Below are 16,518 nucleotides of genomic sequence, written 5' to 3'. Positions count from 1 at the left end.
CCTTACCTTTATTAATAGGTACAGCTACTTTATTTAAAATTAAATCGCCTTCACGTCTAGCGTATCCTTTAGGTATCATTGTGTTATTTTTGTCGATTACAATCGCTAGTAATTTTCAAGAACACCTTTATGAAGGGCTGCACGTAGCGAGATTTCTTTTACATATGCCGCTATTTTCTATCGTACCTATACTGCTTCTGATTATCGCCTTTTTGAAAAAATAGGAAGAAGCAGCACAGATAGTATATCTCTAATAAATAGAAAAAATAGCGTTAAAATTATCGAGGTGATGTTCGTGTATATATGGTTTTATGATCATTTTGTTAATACCATCTTATTTCCGCTTACTTGTATCATGCTAGTGTGCCTATCACTAGGGCTGTATGCATACGTTAAGCTAAAAAAAATGAAAAGTGAAGAATAGATAGCTACTCCCTCATTTAAAACAAGAAAGATACAACAAGATAGAAAGCAACTGTTATTCCCGCTGCAATTAAAGCTGGCTTTAATTTATATTTGGCATATTCAATAACAGATAAATCTAATATTTTGGCGATGGTATTCGTATCGTCGCTCAAAGGTGAAGAAAATGCTCCAAAGGAACCGCTTGCAAACACCGCACCGATAATTAATGGCAAAGAAAGATCTGCAGAACTTGCAAGCGATACGCCAAGCGGCATTAAAATTCCCCACGTTCCCCAAGCAGATCCGATAAAGTAAGAAATAGCAGCTCCAAAGATAAACATAAAAGGAGTGACAAACATTTGAGGAATCCACTTAGAATGTGCCGTCACAAAATTTGAAAAACCTAAGTCTTCTGTAACAGCGGATAATCCCCATACTACCGATAACAGCAGAATAACGGACATTAAGTCATTACCTCCTGTGATAAAACCATTAAGCAAATTCTGTAATGTAAAGCGCTGAAACAAGAAAAAAATGAGGGTAATTAACGTAGTGATAATTAAAGCTACTACCATCGCTTCTAACACGTCTGCTTTAATAAATGCTTCAAAAAAGCTGTGGCTCTTATGATGTCCACTCCACCATGTTAAAAGTAAGGTAAGTGAAATCACAACAAGTAAAGGTACTAACAAATTCCAAGGCTTAGAAGGCAAATCCTTCGACACGCAAGGATGACAATCATGCCAATCTTTTTCGTCTTCTTCCTCGAGCTTCATAGGAGCGGTAGATGTTGAATGATGAAAAAAGCTGAAATAAATCCCTACTAAAATAATCACAATCGAAAAGAAATTATAAGGAATGCTTTGAATGAATAAAGAATAAGCGTCTTGTTTTATGCCTTGATGATCAATTGCCATTTGAATGATTGATACCATATATCCTACAAATGCCGTTGCCACGGGAATTAAGACGATAACAGGGGTAGCAGTTGTTTCAATAACAAACCCTAGCTCTGCTGTCGTCATTTTCACTTTTTTCAGCAGCGCTCTCATGATGGGCGCAATCGTCACAAAACGAAATGTGGGAGCACTAAATGTTCCAATAGTTGAAACATAGGTTAAAATAAGTGCTTTTTTTCTTGTATCAATTCTTTCTGCAGCTGTTTCCACAAAACCTTTAACTCCTCCAGCAATCTTAATCATTCCGATAAGCCCTGAAAACGCGTATAAAAAGACGACGATTTCTATATTACTTTTATTTCTAAGAGCTTGTACAACGTAGTGAAGTAGCTTTTCAACACCTCCGACAATCGAATGATCAATCAAATAAGCACCTACTAATAAGCCTAAAAACAACCCTGGCAACACTTGTTTGGTGAAAATAGCTATTGGAATAACAATTAAAAACGGTATAATTGAAAACCAACTAGATTCCATAGGACTCTCCCCTATCTTAAAAACCATATTAGATGTCTTCACGTATCGTTCATTAGCTTTTAATGTAACCCCAATAATATGTGTATATTCATGAAAACAATGCGTATAAACAGCACTGCTTTAATAAACTATTTCTGATTAAAAACAGCATCGTAAAAATCTTTATTTCTACAACAAAAAAAGCAGTTTGCACATGCAAACTGCTTTTGAAAATAAGCGGAAGACGAGGTTCGAACTCGCGACCCCCACCTTGGCAAGGTGGTGTTCTACCACTGAACTACTTCCGCGCATATATGAAACTAAAGATGCGGGTGAAGGGACTTGAACCCCCACGTCATAAGACACTAGATCCTAAGTCTAGCGCGTCTGCCAATTCCGCCACACCCGCGTGTGAATTAAAAGATAACTCTAAAATGGCAGGGGCAGTAGGAATCGAACCCACACTGACGGTTTTGGAGACCGTAGTTCTACCTTTAAACTATGCCCCTAGAAATGATTTCTTCAAAAGAACCTCGTTTCGTTTATTGACGACGCTATATTATAATAAAACATATATGGAATTTCGTCAATAGGTCTTTTTATGAATCACGACTAGTACTAGCCATTTCAAAAAACTGTGAGGCATATCACAGCTTTTTACACTCCCCTCCTCCAGTTGCAGTAGCTTTTAATCTCTACCATTGATTTTCAGTAAAAGCCTTTTTTAGGCACAGTGCGGAACTATACAAAATGTCTCCAAAATCGCGTGAAGACTGAAAGGATATGTAGGAGTGCAGATTTCATAGGAGGCACGTTTTTTTGAGAATCCGTATTAAAATCCACAGGTTCTCCCTCATTTCCCACAAGCGTACTGTGAGAAATCTTAGTTTCAATAGCTCCTGTTAGCTCGGATGCAAATTCTTCACTATCTATCATAACCATGGATTCAGTATTTAAAAATACTGAACGTGAATCTAAGTTAAAAGAACCAACTGCACTTAAACGCTGATCATAAACAACAGATTTCCCGTGAATTGAATAAGGCTTTTGATATTCATAAAGCTTTGAACCAGCTTTTATAACGCAATTCTTCACTCCCAAGTATGCAGAAAAAGCCATAGCATTTGGAGTGGATGTAATCGAATTAGTTAAAATAATTCTTTGCACTTTAGATTTTACTGACTTATCTATATACTGTTCCATCTCTTTTGTTGGTACAATATAAGGACTTTGAACGACAATGGATTTTTCAGCTTGCTGGGAAAGCTTAATAAACGTTCTCCATATAAAAGGGCTTTTATTCATTCGTTGAATAGGATTTGTAATAAAAGAAACCTTTCTTGTAGGCATCGTTGATTCTCTCCATACAATATAAGGATGGACAAAAGGTTCATTTGCTTTTTTGGCCTCTTCGTATTGATCTATTAACAATTTCTTTCCTGAAAGGCCACGAAATTGTTTAGTTTTCTTGAGCTTCGGAAAAGCTTTTCGGGTATACGGGTGGTTCCATAATTTCTCTACATACTTCTCCATGGAGACAATAACACTATTACTTTCTTGCTTTGTGTTATAAATCAGCACATCGCGGTCATAGACAAAATTTTTATCTGGTTGACTGGCCAAGTATTTATCTCCAATATTTCGTCCTCCACTAATACCTAATTGACCATCGACTACTATTATTTTATCGTGAAGACGGTTATGCCATGTCCAAGGTTTAAACATAGCAAAGGGTTCATAGTACTTTAATTCAATATTATGATGGGAAGCTAGAGCATAAAGAACATTTTTTCTCTTGCCTTTTAATCCGTGAGAGATCCCGTCTAACAGCACTCGAATACGTATACCTCGATCTGCAGCTTCGAATAAAGCGCCCATAAGTAAATCTGAAGAACGCCCTTTACCAATGGAAAAATATGCAATATCGATTGTGTGCCTCGCTTCTTGAATCATCTGCATCCGAACAAGCCCTGAAAAATAACCGTTTTCCAAAAGCATAACGCGGTCTGTGGATTCTTTCTTTCCATAAAAATTCTCAGTATTCATTACTTTTAAGTCTTTTCCCTTGTGCGAAGGGACATAAAACAGTACCACTGCAGTTACAAATACATATATGAAGTACAATACGACAATCATTATTAGTATATTTATTAGCATATTTCCTGTCACAATCCCTTTCCATTCTTATCGTTCTGTTTTTATTAGGATTCTTACTTTTTTAACTTCTATACCTTTTAAAATAAGAATGGAATGATGGATTATTTGTTACACCACTGTTGATTTCCGTGCAAAATTCCGCTTTCCGCAGGCGGCCGTTGAGCCTCCTCTTCGCATACGCTCCTGCGGGGTCTCACCTCTTCCGCTTTTTCTGCAGGAGTCTTCGCCTTGCCCTCCAAACAACAGCTAGAAGCACCTACATACATGAAATCTACGTTCATCCTACCAATAAAAAATCCGAACGAAGATTCTATGAGAAATTATTTCTGCAGAATCATACTCCCTATCTGTAATTTTTTTAAATAATTCTGGCATGTAATGAATTACTGGAAAATGAGCGTAAATACTTCTTACGCAAAAAAAAGCAGAAGTTCATTATCTTCTGCTTTTGCAATTTATACCCTATTGTGAACCTGCTCTAAGTAAAACAGCGGCTCTTTTATTGATTAAGGTCGTTTTCCATATCTTTTATATCTTGCTGAAATTCGTTTAAACGCTGACGCTGGGTTTCAGAAGCATTTTCAAGCGCGTTCTCAATTTGCTGAGAGGCTTCATTTACTTCACCTATCGCTTGCTTCGCTTCATGTCCATACGATGCATCATTTTTAGCTTCATTTGCCTGTTCATATGCATCTACTGCTTCTTTATGCCCCTGCTGTGCTGCTTGAAACGATTGTTGTTTATCTTTATTATATGGGAATTTTTTCATCATAGTGCTCCTTTCCATTTGTTCACTCTTTAGTGTGGCATTTTTCTACTTATTCATACGACGCTTCAATAAGTTAAAGCTAAGTGACTACTCCTCATAACAAATCACTCAATCATTTAAGGGCTCTATAAAATATCTTCTATCTCCTGAAATACTTTCTATATTTTACAGAAATGTATAATCACTTTCTTTAGCGGACATCATACGAATAGCTTATCTGAACGAAAAATGTATTGGGGTTGACTGCATGCACTTGTTTCTTTCCTTTTTGATCATTTGTGCAGGGATTATACGGATGGAAATGAAAAGATTACCTCAACACTCTCATAAAAAGGAACGGAACATTTTTATGGTGTTCATGACAATCAGTATCATAATCGCTCTTGCAAAAATCTTTCGGCTGCCTCTACCGAACCCTTCTGATTGGGTAGAAGTAATGTTTCAACCTTTAAGTCACTTATTATTCCGTTGGATCACTTAATTCGTGTATATGGCAAAAGGATGTGCTCATTTTGCTTAATGAAATCAATATTTCAGCTGCACAGTTTCGCAAATTAGTAACTTTATATAGCATCGGAAGCACAATTATTGTTGTACCTGCCGCTATTACAGCTGATGCTCATCAAGATGCCTGGATTGCAGCACTCTTCGGCGTAGCATCAGGAATTGGCTTAGTTTTGCTTTTTACCTCACTAGGAAAAATGTTTCCCACGCTTACGCTGATGGAAATGAACGAAAAAATTTTAGGCAAACTATTTGGAAAGATTGTTTCTGCTGTTTTTGTGTTATCTAATTTATTTATCAGCAGTCAAGTTCTTTACTATGTAGGAAATTTTCTTACCACTCAAATCCTTCCCTACACGCCGCTCACAGCCATCCACATTGCATTTATGGGTGTCGTCATCGTAGGAGTGCGTCTAGGAATAGAAGTGATTGCACGAAGTGCCGAGATTTTATTCCCTTGGTTTGTCGGATTGTTTGGACTTCTTATTTTGTCTATGATTCCGCAAATTAAAATAGAGTATATTCAGCCTGTGTTGGAAATACATCCAAAAGCTTTTATTCGTGCTGTTTTAACGTTTTTAAGCATGAGTTCTTTGACTTATACTATCCTGCTTATGATTTTCCCTTCACACACACCAGACACGAAAAAGGCAACTCAATCTTTTTATGCAGGTAATATAGCCGGTGGACTAGTGATGGTGACGTTAATCTTACTCGGGATTTTAGTACTTGGTCCTTATTACTCCCAAATCACCATGTTTCCAAGCTATGAATTAGGAAGAAGAATTGATGTAGGAAACTTTCTTCAAGGAATTGAAGTAGTCATTGCTATTTTGTGGTTCATTACTCTCTTTTTTAAGCTTTGCATTTACTTTTACGCTACTCTTTTGGGGTTTGCCAATGTATTTCATATAAAGGACTACAAGCTATTTTCTTTTCCAGTCGCACTCATCATGATTACACTTTCCCTTATTGTGTATCCAAGCGTTTCTTATCAAAAGGATTGGGATACAAAAACGTGGATTCCCTACAGCTTACTTGTAGGCATCCTATATCCACTTTTCCTTTTAATTGCAGGGTTTATTCAAAACAAAAAGCGGCGTTCTAGCAATGGATAAAAAGCCAAAAACCTTTCATAAAAAATGCTCCTTCAGTATAAGTAATTATTTTTCAGGAAAATATAACACTAATTATTTTCATGCTTCCATCGCTGGACTGTGTCAAATTTTCAACATTGCTGAAACCCGCTTTTTAACGTTACCGATGGGATTAATCGTTGCGACTTTTTCCATTATTGTGTACCCAAGCATTACTTATCAAAAAACATGGTTAGCCGAAACGTGGATTCCTTATAGTTTTTTGATAGGAGCTTTATATCCTTTTATTCTTCTTATCATAGGATGGATCCGCTTTAAACCTGCTAAAATAAAAATCAAAAAGATAATAAAATCCACATAAAAAAAAGCAGGTAGTCACCTGCTTTTTTATGCTTTAAGCGCTTGAAGCCCTGCTTGGTTTAAGAAATGCCAAGGCTTATTAAAGTGGGGTTGAAAGAAAAAGTCCATAAAGCCAAGCTCATCGATGGTCATTTCTTGCTGTACGCATACAGACAATGTATTGATTGCTTGAGTGGCATCAATTTTAGAAATAACCTGCGCTCCTACAATTCGTCTTGTTTCTTCTTCGTATACTACTTTTAACGTGATATTTTCGTACGTTGGCATGAATTCTGGTCGGTTATTTTCAGAGATTGTGATACTTTTCACATTCATATCAAAAAGAGAAGCCGCTGTTTCAGTTATGCCGGTAGACGCAACATTGTAATCATAAATATGCAACCCTGATGTCCCTTGTGTTCCCATATACTTAATCGTCGGCTTAACAAGGTTTTGAGCTACTAATGTTCCCATTCTAACCGCATTTGTAGCAAGCGGAATATAGGTATGTTTCTTAATCGGATTGTAGTAAATCGCACAGCTATCTCCGGCAGCAAATATATCTTTTTTGCTTGTTTGCATATATTCATCAACCACAATTGCGCCGTTTGGAAGCATGTCGACCTGTCCTTTTACTAAGTCTGTGTTTGGACGGAAGCCAACACACAAAATCACAAGATCCGCTTCGTATTCACCTTCAGTTGTCACTACTTTTTCAACACGTCCATCGCTGCCTGCAAATTTAGTAACCGCTTGGTTTAATGCTAATGTAACTCCGCGATTTTCAAACTCAGTTTCCATTAGGTTCGTAAATTCTGGATCAAGATATTTATTTAAAATGCGATCCGCACTATCAATAAACGTGACTTCTTTTCCATACACTTCGAAGGCTTCTACTAATTCTGCACCGATATAACCAGCACCAATTACGGCGATTTTTTTTGCTTGTTTTGCTTTTTCAATAATGTGATTGGCATGCTGATAATTTTTACAAAGCACAACATTATTTAGATCGATGCCTTCAAGGTTTGGAATAATCGGCCATGATCCAGTTGTCATTACTAATTTATCAAATGTATCTTCAAATTCTTCGTTTGTTTCTAAGTTTCGCACTGCTATTTTTTTGTCTTCTGTATCAATATTCGTCACTTCATGTTTCATTTTCATATTTACACCCATCTCCTGCAATTCAGACGGTGAAGAGTAAAATAAGCCATTTGCATCTTTTACGATCCCGCCTACATAGAGCGCAATTCCACAAGACAAAAATGAAACATTATCATTTCGCTCATAAACTGTAATTTTAGCTTCTGGATAAAGTTCTGCCATATTTTTTACTGCTGCTGTTCCTGCATGTGTACACCCTACTACTGCAATTTTCATAGATGATATCCCCCTTAGGATTATAGAAAATATGATATTGTGAAGTTATTCACATATATTGTGAAATGTTTCACATATCTTTTACAATTCTTATTATACAAACATGTTTGTCCTTTTTCAAGAGATATGTGAAAAAAATCACATACTTTTTTAAAAAAATATGTTACAGAGTTCTTTAAATAGCGTTGAAGCTTGATATGATGCGCTTTTTTTGTTGATGCGTTGCTGATGAAAAACTTCATCAGCTTTTTTTTTCACGTAGAAACTCACTATCCAATGCACTCTCCATACAAAAGAATAAGACGGATAAAAGAGTCACCGCTAAAATAGATACAGTGATTCCGCTCACAAGCAAGTCTGCTATATAAACTGATAGAAAAGTAAAAAAGATATCCACAAAAGCTGCAGATGTTATAAATAGTACTCTGTTCATCCTAGCATTCTTCATTAAAAAAATAAGTGCCTTTGAAAAAAGCTCTGTGACAGAGCCAAACACAAAAATAAAAAATAGAAATAAACATATAGCCCAGTAAGAGTCATATTCCACTCCCATCACTTTAAGGAAGCCTATAAAACCAAAAAAGTAGCTTCCCATTAAGATAGCTAAAATGATTAGCACCATCGTTCCTGCTATAAAGAACGCAATTAAACGATCCATTCCCTTGCTTTTTCTTTTCATTGTTCCACGCCACCTTGCTTACTCATCTCTTAATCCATACTATACCAAAAAAGTGCGATACCATGGTATCGCACTTTTCTACGTTACTTATCTTTTTTATCTTGAAGAGCTTGTTTTAAAGCATCCCCCAAGCTTGAACCAAATGCTCCGTCATCGTTGTATTTGTTAAGAAGCTTTCGTTCTTCTCGCTTTGAAATCTTTTTCTTTTTGTCCTCAGCTTTTTCCACTACTTGACATGAACGGCATTGGAAGTACGTCCCTGCTTTTCCTGAGTGAATTTCCATTCGTTTATGACATTGCGGACAGCGTCGGTTCGATAGTTTAGGGTCTTTTGCGCGTCTATAGCTGCACTCAAGGCTTGAACAAACGAGCACTCTGCCTTGCTTTGTTTTCTTTTCTTTTAAGAACGAACCGCATTCTGGACATTTAGAGCCCGTTAAATTATGGGGTTTGTACGTTTGATTACTTGTTTTTACTTGTTTAACCAGCTTTTCCGTTTGCTCACGAATATTTGTTAGAAACTCTTTTGCATTTCCTTTTCCTTTAGCAATGGCTTCTAAGTCACGTTCCCATTTAGCCGTAAGCTCAGGAGACTTTAACTCGTCCGCTACTAAGTCAATCAACTGCTTTCCTTTTTTGGTTGCATGCAGACGATTGTTTTGGCGATCAATAGATTCATTTTGCAGAAGCTTTTCAATAATATCTGCACGTGTTGCCGGCGTACCTAAATTATGTTTTTCCATTTGTCCAAGAAGATCTGCTTCTGTATAGCGCTGCGGCGGCTCTGTAAATGCACTTTTCATCTTTACATCCTGAATGAGCAGCTTGCTGCCTTCTTCCATATCAGGCAGCTTCACCGTTACTTCTGAGTCTCCGCCAGAAACTTTTTTGAAGCCTACATTCACGACTTGCTTTCCGCTTGCTACTAACTGTTCCCCGTTTACTTCAAGCTCTGCTTTAACCACTTCATACTCATATGCGGGATAAAATAATGAAATAAATCGCTTTGCAATTAAGTCATACAGCTTTCGTTCATCAGCTGATAGGTCTTGTAAAAACACAGGCTGATCCGTCACGATAATAGCATGGTGATCACTTACTTTTTCGTTATTAACCACTCGCTTTGGCAGCTGTGCATTTCTTAAAATTGGACGAACCTCTTCTTTATATACAGCAGAGATGCTTTCCAAACGCTCTTTCATAGTAGAAACCATATCTGTTGTTAAATAACGGGAATCAGTACGTGGATAGGTGACTAACTTATGCTGTTCATATAGCTTTTGAAGTACATTTAATGTCTTCTTAGCAGAGAAGTTAAAGCGTTTGTTAGCATCTCGCTGCAGTTCGTTTAAGTCATAAGGAAGCGGCTGCGCTTCTTTATGCATTTTGCGCTTAATTGTTTTTACAACTGCCTCACCTGATAATTTTGAGTGCAGCTCTTTTGCGCGTTTTTCATCAAAAATGCGCTTTTCACTGCCCTTTTGCCAAGCTGCTTCAAAAGATGAAAACTGAGCTGTAAGCGTCCAATATTCACTAGGTTTGAATGTGTTAATCACTTGTTCACGCTCAATTATCATCGCAAGCGTCGGTGTTTGGACCCTTCCTGCCGACAATGGTTCTTCGTATTTAGTCGTTAACGCTCTCGTTACATTTAAACCGATAAGCCAATCGGCTTCTGAACGGCAAACGGCTGAATCATACAATCGATTAAACTCTTTTCCTGGCTTTAACTGTTTAAACCCGTCACGAATTGCTTTATCCGTTTGAGACGAAATCCAAAGGCGTTTAAACGGCTTGTTCCAGCGTACCTTGTCCATAATCCAGCGTGCTACAAGCTCTCCTTCACGCCCTGCATCAGTCGCAATAATTAACTCTCCAATATCCTTTCTTTTTGCTAGATCGGATACTGTGCGAAACTGAGAGCTCACTTTACGAATTACTTTTAATTTCATTTTCTCAGGCATGATTGGCAGATCTTCTAATCGCCATGTTTTATATTGGTTATCATAATCCTCTGGTGTTTGTAATTCAACTAAATGACCAAGTGCCCATGTTACGACATACTTTGGCCCTTCAATATACCCTTTTTTTGTTTGTGTGCTGCCAAGTACGCGCGCAAGATCACGTGCTACACTTGGCTTTTCTGCTAATACAAGTGATTTCATTTTATGTATACCTCCAATTCACTTGTTCCATTATACATGATTGTATACTTTTTGTACGACTTCAAGGTTAAGTTTACATAATACTATTATAATAAATAAAGCTGAAGAATTTCTCTTCAGCTTCTGGCTACTTCTTTTTATAAAATAGTCGCGAAATAATTAAACCGATAGCTCCTAAGACGATAAATAACAGGGCCCGGATAGCTATTGGGATAAAAGGTAAATCATATAAAATGAGTTTAAAAAGTGTTAAGAACAAAATGCCCACGCCGACATACGTTGCTGTTTTAAACGTTTTAAGTGATCCTATCACGAATGCAGCAATGGACAGCACTAGCCAAACGGCCGTCATAATAAGCGTTTGTGTATTAGCGGAAAAATCATTGGTGCCAGCGACCGTCACTTCCGTTGCAAAAATTAAAGAAAGAATAGAAAAAACAATACTTCCTCCAATTTTGAACGTATCATGCTCATCTTTTTCTGTTTTTTGAATGCTGATCCATATAAATACTAGAATAGACGCTAACACAACAAGCCAATTTAATGTAGGAAAAGACAGCACTTCTTCGATTGGCGTAACTAAGATATACGTGGCGCTCAATATATAAATCGTATAAGAAAACAGTTGATGAAGAAGATTTTTATACGTCATGGCTATATAGTAAACAGCCAGCCCTTGAATCACATATAAAATCACTCCTTCTCTTAAATCGACGAGCTGATGAATAAAAAACGCTACTGCAACAATTAAATAGGTAATAAAAAATTCAAATTTCTCTTTAGAACTTCTTGCTGCGTAAGCACCGAATGCGTAAATAATAACTAACGCAAGCAGCACCAGTGTAGTCGTGCCATCGTTGAAAACGGCGAGCAGCCAGCCGTACGTAACTGCTAAACTTGATAAAAGAGTAAACGCATATATTTGCAGTACGGACTTTGATAGAAAAAAACTAGAAAGTAAGCATAAATGCTGAATAAGAATCGCCATACCTAATAACTCTTTTACACCATTATCGCCAACAAACGAATAGTAAATCAGCAGGGTAAGATTTAATAGTACCGCAGAAAGCACATATAAAATAGAATATTTTTGTTTGACTGCCACATATAAAAAGGCTATATACAGAAGCGTTTCATAGCCGACGAAAACGAGCGCATTAGGCGAATTACTTTCAATTAGAAACGGAACTAGTACGCCTCCCACTGCGCTAATAATCCCTAATGCCTGCGAACGATAAAAGACTGTCGCAATAATCCCTAGGATAATCCAGCTCGCATTTAGGATAAAAGCAAGCGTTGGTCCCGTTAAATGATACAGGCTATGCATCGCAAACGTCGTTAACATGAGAATAGGAACGGCTCCTCCTACAAGTACTTGCCCGAGCACCAGCCTGCCCTTTTTAATTTGGAAATGACCTGTCACAGCAAAACCTATCGAAACAACAAAGCCGAGAACAACTTTTGCTTTTTCATTCATTAACCCATAGTCAGAGGCTGCTTTAAATCCCCATAGCACGCCAATGATAAACACAAAAATAAAAATTCTCGGCAGCCATGTTTGAAAAAGAACTTTTTCCCAATCAACGGGTTCTTCTATTGCCTGTGAGCTTTTAGCAGCTGTTTGAGCAGGACGTTTAATCGTCTCCTGGCGCTGCTTGGGAGGAGCGTGAACTGCTGGTCTAGGAGAATTTGTTTTATATACGAGCGACTTTAGCGTGGCTACGTCTTCTTCTAAACTGCTTATTTTTCGTTCAAGCTCTTCTATCCTTTCTTTTTCCATATTTCCTCACCCTTTCTCTTTAAAGTATTTGTGATTTTTATATGTATATCTTACAGAACTTAACTATTATACCATTAAAAGGAATATCACTTAGAAACATTCTATTTTTAGCAAAAAAAAATACAGCGCCCTTTTCAAAAGAAAAGTTCGTTGTATAGGATGGGCCGCATTTTTTTATGTCACTTTCTCGCTGTATGTACTATGAAACCCCGCTTCGATGTGGGCTACTTGAAAACTATGGTGACCAATTAAATATTTAACAATATCCACACGATCAATTTTACCAGGCTTATTGTTCATTGCTTCTCGCACCATAGATTGAAATGTTTCTTTGCAAAACTTCTTTTCATGAAGCAGAATCGTTTCACAATACTCTTCATGGTCTCCTTCTGAAATACGATAATAATGCATTTCTTTCACCCCTTTTTAATGTTATACCTATTACATACCCCAAATATTGCTATTTTAACAAATTAATTTTATTATTCTTTATTTTTCCATTGGTATATGGTTTACAGAGCAACGTTTCGAAACTCATCGTTATAAATGCTAATTTGAAGACGCTGAGAAAAACGTTCTTCTTCAATGTAGGTCTCAGGCATTAATCCGACAGGATATACCTTCGGGTTTTCGCCACTTCCTAATATGTATACATACATCTTTCCTTCGTTTGTATATCGAACCTTCGTCGAAATACCTCCTTGCCTTTGAAGAGGCGCATAAACAGCTCTTACATTATCTCTGATTTCTTGTACAAACCCATGGAGTTCAACATCTGAATCATAATAGTGGTTTGCTTCATACAAGCCGTAAATACGAGACTTATCGATATCACATAATATGTTCCAAAATTCAGATAAATCTTCTTGGAACAACACTTGAATAAAATTTCGTGCAGCTTCTTGCTGTTCTTTTGTTAGTTCTTTTGTTAGCGCAAACTCTTCGTTTTTTAACATCTCAGTCACCTCCCTTATGTATGTAATACGACAAGAGATACAAATAACCTCTTTTTTCAGCTTATTAGCAACCAATTTATTTTTTGCATTTAAAAGTGAAAAGCTATCTCGACTAAGATGCCAAAATAACTTTTCAATTACTGTAGAATAATTACGTAAAATACTCGATTTTCGCATTTGGAAAATACTGATCAATGTAATATTCCAACGTCTCTCTTAATTCTTGTTCTTCATCTTTTGCGTATACATACTTTCCAATTCCGTAACGTCCCCATTTGTAGCGGCGCTCTTCTTCATTCATCTCAAGCTTTGTTTTCGGATAGTTTTTCTCAATCACTCGTTTGGCTGGCTTGGTAAAGCGATGCTGAATCATTTCAAATGTAATATCATCTCTTGACTCTTCAGGTATAGAAGCATCAAGCTTTTCAAACAACTGACGGTATCCCTCTTGCCAACCTTCATGAATGTAAATAGGCGCCACAATAAAGCCAAGTGGATATCCGGCTTTTGCAACTTTATTAGCAGCCTCAAGCCGGTAATCGAGAGGAGATGTACCAGGTTCAAAATTTTTAATGACATAATCCGCATTTATGCTAAAACGAAAGCGCGTGCGGCCATTATGTTTAGCATCCAATAAATGATCCACGTGATGAAACTTAGTCACAAAGCGCAATTGACCTAGTTCACTTTCCCCAAAATATTCAATCGCACGCTTTAATGAATGTGTTAAATGGTCAATTCCTACGATATCAGATGTACAGGCCGCTTCAAATCGCGTTATTTGAGGGGCTCTTTCCCGCATATATTGCTCTGCTTGACCTAATATTTCTTCAACATTCACGTACGTGCGAATATATGGTTTGCTTCCCATTGTTGTTTGTAAGTAACAATAGTGACAGTGTCCCATACACCCTGTTGCAAACGGTATTGCATATTCAGCTGATGGTTTAGATGTATCAAATTTTAAGGTTTTACGCACACCAACTACTAAAGTGGACTTGGCATTGCGGTATTTTTGCAAATCATTTTTTCCCGGTATATTACGCACTTGATTATGAGAAGTTGTTTGACGAATCTCAATTCCCATCTTCTCAAACTTTTCTTTTAATTGAACACCAAGCGGGTACTCCATTGCCCCCGGCTCAATGTATACTAATTGAGGTACAAAAGGTTTTATCATCATGTACACTTCCTTTTTTCTAATACTAATAGCGTTTGAAAAACAAAAAGACTCTATCCGTGGTAATTATTTTTCAAACAAAAAAGACTCTCTGTTTAAGGAGAGCCTTGCGTCAATTATATTGTTCATAATCAAATATCTTGTTATACATTTTCTCTGCTTCTTCATACGTTGAATACACGGCATCATCTTCAGCTAACAAATGATAAGACTCATGCAGAAACAGCGCTTTTTCACCTTTGTTTTCAGGATGTTCAACAATTTCAGCTTGATTAATATTGGCAACGTTCGCCGTATGAGGATTTCGGTAAATAACAAATACTTGATCTCCCACTTGATATTCTTTTTTCTCCACGATCATCATCCTTTTCTTCTTTCTTTACTCGTATGATGTCCGCTTTTGCTCATTTTATCCGGTAAACACACCTCATGGCATCATCAAGAATTCATACGCTTTTACGCTCAATAAACCGAAAAGGGAGCTCAATTTTTTGAGTCGCCTTGTTTCCGACTAATGTAAAAAGCGTTTCTCCCATCTCTTTAAGAGGAAGTTCGATCGTTGTGATTTGTAAATATGAAGAAAGCGGATGATTATCAAAACCAATGATAGCTAAATCCCCTGGAACTAATATACCGGCTTGTTCGCACTGAGCTTTTATTCCGATAGCGACTTGATCGTTTGTTACTAAAAGCGCCTGAGGCCTATCTTTCATCTGCACCAATTTTTTCACCACTTTTTCACCATCTGTCACATTCAAACAGCCTTGAAAAACCCATTCTGAATGATAAGGCTGATTTATTCCTTTTATATATTCTTTGTATGCCTGTTGCCTCTGTTGACTATTTGTACCCGTCATTCTTCCAATACAGTAGCCAATATCCGTATATCCTTTTTCTTTTAAATACAGGAGCGCCTGCTTAAAAGCTGCATAATGATCAACGTATACGGAGCGAATAGAACGATTCTGTACATTTTCGCACACGGCTATGGGCCCGTACTGCTGATAATATTCAATGGTGCTCCAGCTGCTGGCTCTAGAACAAATAATGACTCCATCAACCTGCTTTGTTTTTAGCATATGAAGCGCTTCTTCTTCTTTTTTCACATCATAGTTGGTCTGACAAATAACAAGCTGATACTGCTTTTCTAACGCTTGAGATGCCACTCCTTCTAAAAGCAGACTGAAATAAGGATGATTAATAAAAGGCAAAACGACGGCAATCATATTTGTTTTCCCTTTTGATAAGTGAACGGCATTAATGTTTTGTTCATAATTAAGTTCGTGAATAACCTGCTCTACCAGCCGGCGTTTTTCTTCTTTTACATACGGATGATGATTTAGCACCCGGGATACAGTCGAAACAGATACACCAGCTTTTTTGGCGATATCTCGGATATTTGTCATGTTTTCACCTTTTTCTCTTGCGCTGAAACGCGTTTCATACTTTATTCTCATTATAAAGTGAAACAGCAATAAGCTAAACCCGTTACCATCGTGTTTTTATTCATTTACGTAAGGAGGTCATTTCATGGGTATTTTATTATTCATTTTATTATGCGGAATTGAAATTGGAGGAGCGGCTTATGCACTTAAACAAAATGAGACGCTTTGGAAGGAGTTAGATAAAGAAAAGCCAGTTGATTTTTTCAAACAGTAAAAAACCCTTAAAAAGAACATTCTTTTTAAG

General features: G+C 37.1%; 16 protein-coding genes and 3 tRNA genes. 3 read left to right on the top strand and 16 right to left on the bottom strand.

The window, feature by feature from the left end:
* Positions 1–440: 440 nt before the first annotated feature.
* The 7 genes from ACOZIR_RS20380 to ACOZIR_RS20350 all read right to left on the bottom strand — a co-directional run bounded on the left by ACOZIR_RS20380 (position 441) and on the right by ACOZIR_RS20350 (position 4,746).
* Complete coding sequence (locus tag ACOZIR_RS20380; protein WP_045290363.1) at positions 441–1,841, bottom strand: Na+/H+ antiporter NhaC family protein; 1,401 nt, start codon at positions 1,839–1,841, stop codon at positions 441–443.
* A 215-nt stretch (positions 1,842–2,056) separates the two neighbouring features.
* Positions 2,057–2,128 (bottom strand) — tRNA-Gly (locus ACOZIR_RS20375).
* A gap of 19 nt (positions 2,129–2,147) precedes the next feature.
* A tRNA-Leu gene (locus tag ACOZIR_RS20370) sits at positions 2,148–2,229 on the bottom strand.
* Between the two features lie 26 nt (positions 2,230–2,255).
* A tRNA-Trp gene (locus tag ACOZIR_RS20365) sits at positions 2,256–2,329 on the bottom strand.
* 232 nt (positions 2,330–2,561) lie between these two features.
* Positions 2,562–3,956: a phospholipase D-like domain-containing protein gene (locus ACOZIR_RS20360; RefSeq protein WP_375156323.1), complete on the bottom strand. Its 1,395-nt coding sequence runs from the start codon at positions 3,954–3,956 to the stop codon at positions 2,562–2,564.
* A gap of 129 nt (positions 3,957–4,085) precedes the next feature.
* The gene (locus ACOZIR_RS20355; RefSeq protein WP_272946310.1) at positions 4,086–4,220 is read right to left on the bottom strand and encodes a hypothetical protein; all 135 of its coding nucleotides are present in this window, start codon (positions 4,218–4,220) and stop codon (positions 4,086–4,088) included.
* Between the two features lie 256 nt (positions 4,221–4,476).
* Positions 4,477–4,746, bottom strand: coding sequence for a hypothetical protein (locus ACOZIR_RS20350; RefSeq protein WP_045290367.1), 270 nt, complete (start codon positions 4,744–4,746; stop codon positions 4,477–4,479).
* 512 nt (positions 4,747–5,258) lie between these two features.
* Between ACOZIR_RS20350 and ACOZIR_RS20345 the strand changes: the two genes are divergently transcribed.
* Complete coding sequence (locus ACOZIR_RS20345) at positions 5,259–6,368, top strand: GerAB/ArcD/ProY family transporter (RefSeq protein ID WP_045290372.1); 1,110 nt, start codon at positions 5,259–5,261, stop codon at positions 6,366–6,368.
* Positions 6,361–6,708, top strand: a complete 348-nt coding sequence (locus tag ACOZIR_RS20340) for a hypothetical protein (protein ID WP_045290373.1) — start codon at positions 6,361–6,363, stop codon at positions 6,706–6,708. The genes ACOZIR_RS20345 and ACOZIR_RS20340 overlap by 8 nt, the downstream gene beginning before the upstream one ends.
* A 26-nt stretch (positions 6,709–6,734) precedes the next feature.
* Here the strand turns inward: ACOZIR_RS20340 and ACOZIR_RS20335 are convergent, their stop codons facing one another.
* From ACOZIR_RS20335 to ACOZIR_RS20295, 9 genes are all read right to left on the bottom strand, one after another.
* Positions 6,735–8,069: an FAD-dependent oxidoreductase gene (locus tag ACOZIR_RS20335; protein ID WP_045290375.1), complete on the bottom strand. Its 1,335-nt coding sequence runs from the start codon at positions 8,067–8,069 to the stop codon at positions 6,735–6,737.
* A gap of 241 nt (positions 8,070–8,310) precedes the next feature.
* Positions 8,311–8,748 (bottom strand): YrvL family regulatory protein, encoded by a 438-nt coding sequence (locus ACOZIR_RS20330; protein WP_310878723.1) that lies wholly within the window; start codon positions 8,746–8,748, stop codon positions 8,311–8,313.
* 83 nt (positions 8,749–8,831) lie between these two features.
* Positions 8,832–10,913 (bottom strand): DNA topoisomerase III, encoded by a 2,082-nt coding sequence (locus ACOZIR_RS20325; protein WP_045290378.1) that lies wholly within the window; start codon positions 10,911–10,913, stop codon positions 8,832–8,834.
* 127 nt (positions 10,914–11,040) lie between these two features.
* Complete coding sequence (locus tag ACOZIR_RS20320; RefSeq protein WP_045290380.1) at positions 11,041–12,693, bottom strand: DUF2339 domain-containing protein; 1,653 nt, start codon at positions 12,691–12,693, stop codon at positions 11,041–11,043.
* A 174-nt stretch (positions 12,694–12,867) separates the two neighbouring features.
* Positions 12,868–13,104 (bottom strand): hypothetical protein, encoded by a 237-nt coding sequence (locus ACOZIR_RS20315; protein WP_013056931.1) that lies wholly within the window; start codon positions 13,102–13,104, stop codon positions 12,868–12,870.
* A 101-nt stretch (positions 13,105–13,205) separates the two neighbouring features.
* The gene (locus tag ACOZIR_RS20310) at positions 13,206–13,649 is read right to left on the bottom strand and encodes a hypothetical protein (protein WP_045290383.1); all 444 of its coding nucleotides are present in this window, start codon (positions 13,647–13,649) and stop codon (positions 13,206–13,208) included.
* Positions 13,650–13,800: 151 nt separating this feature from the next.
* Entirely contained in the window at positions 13,801–14,829 is a 1,029-nt protein-coding gene (splB, locus tag ACOZIR_RS20305) for a spore photoproduct lyase (protein WP_045290385.1), read from the bottom strand.
* Positions 14,830–14,941: 112 nt separating this feature from the next.
* On the bottom strand, positions 14,942–15,190 hold the full coding sequence (locus tag ACOZIR_RS20300; RefSeq protein WP_045290387.1) for a transcriptional regulator SplA domain-containing protein: 249 nt from the start codon (positions 15,188–15,190) through the stop codon (positions 14,942–14,944).
* An 85-nt stretch (positions 15,191–15,275) separates the two neighbouring features.
* Entirely contained in the window at positions 15,276–16,235 is a 960-nt protein-coding gene (locus ACOZIR_RS20295) for a LacI family DNA-binding transcriptional regulator (protein WP_045290389.1), read from the bottom strand.
* 124 nt (positions 16,236–16,359) lie between these two features.
* Between ACOZIR_RS20295 and ACOZIR_RS20290 the strand changes: the two genes are divergently transcribed.
* Positions 16,360–16,488, top strand: a complete 129-nt coding sequence (locus tag ACOZIR_RS20290) for a hypothetical protein (protein ID WP_272946311.1) — start codon at positions 16,360–16,362, stop codon at positions 16,486–16,488.
* Positions 16,489–16,518 lie beyond the last annotated feature (30 nt).

Origin of the sequence: Priestia sp. D3YE.R1 (assembly GCF_049199565.1) — a bacterium.
GTDB classification, from domain to species: domain Bacteria; phylum Bacillota; class Bacilli; order Bacillales; family Bacillaceae_H; genus Priestia; species Priestia aryabhattai.
This window is presented reverse-complemented; position numbering and strand designations above follow the sequence as displayed.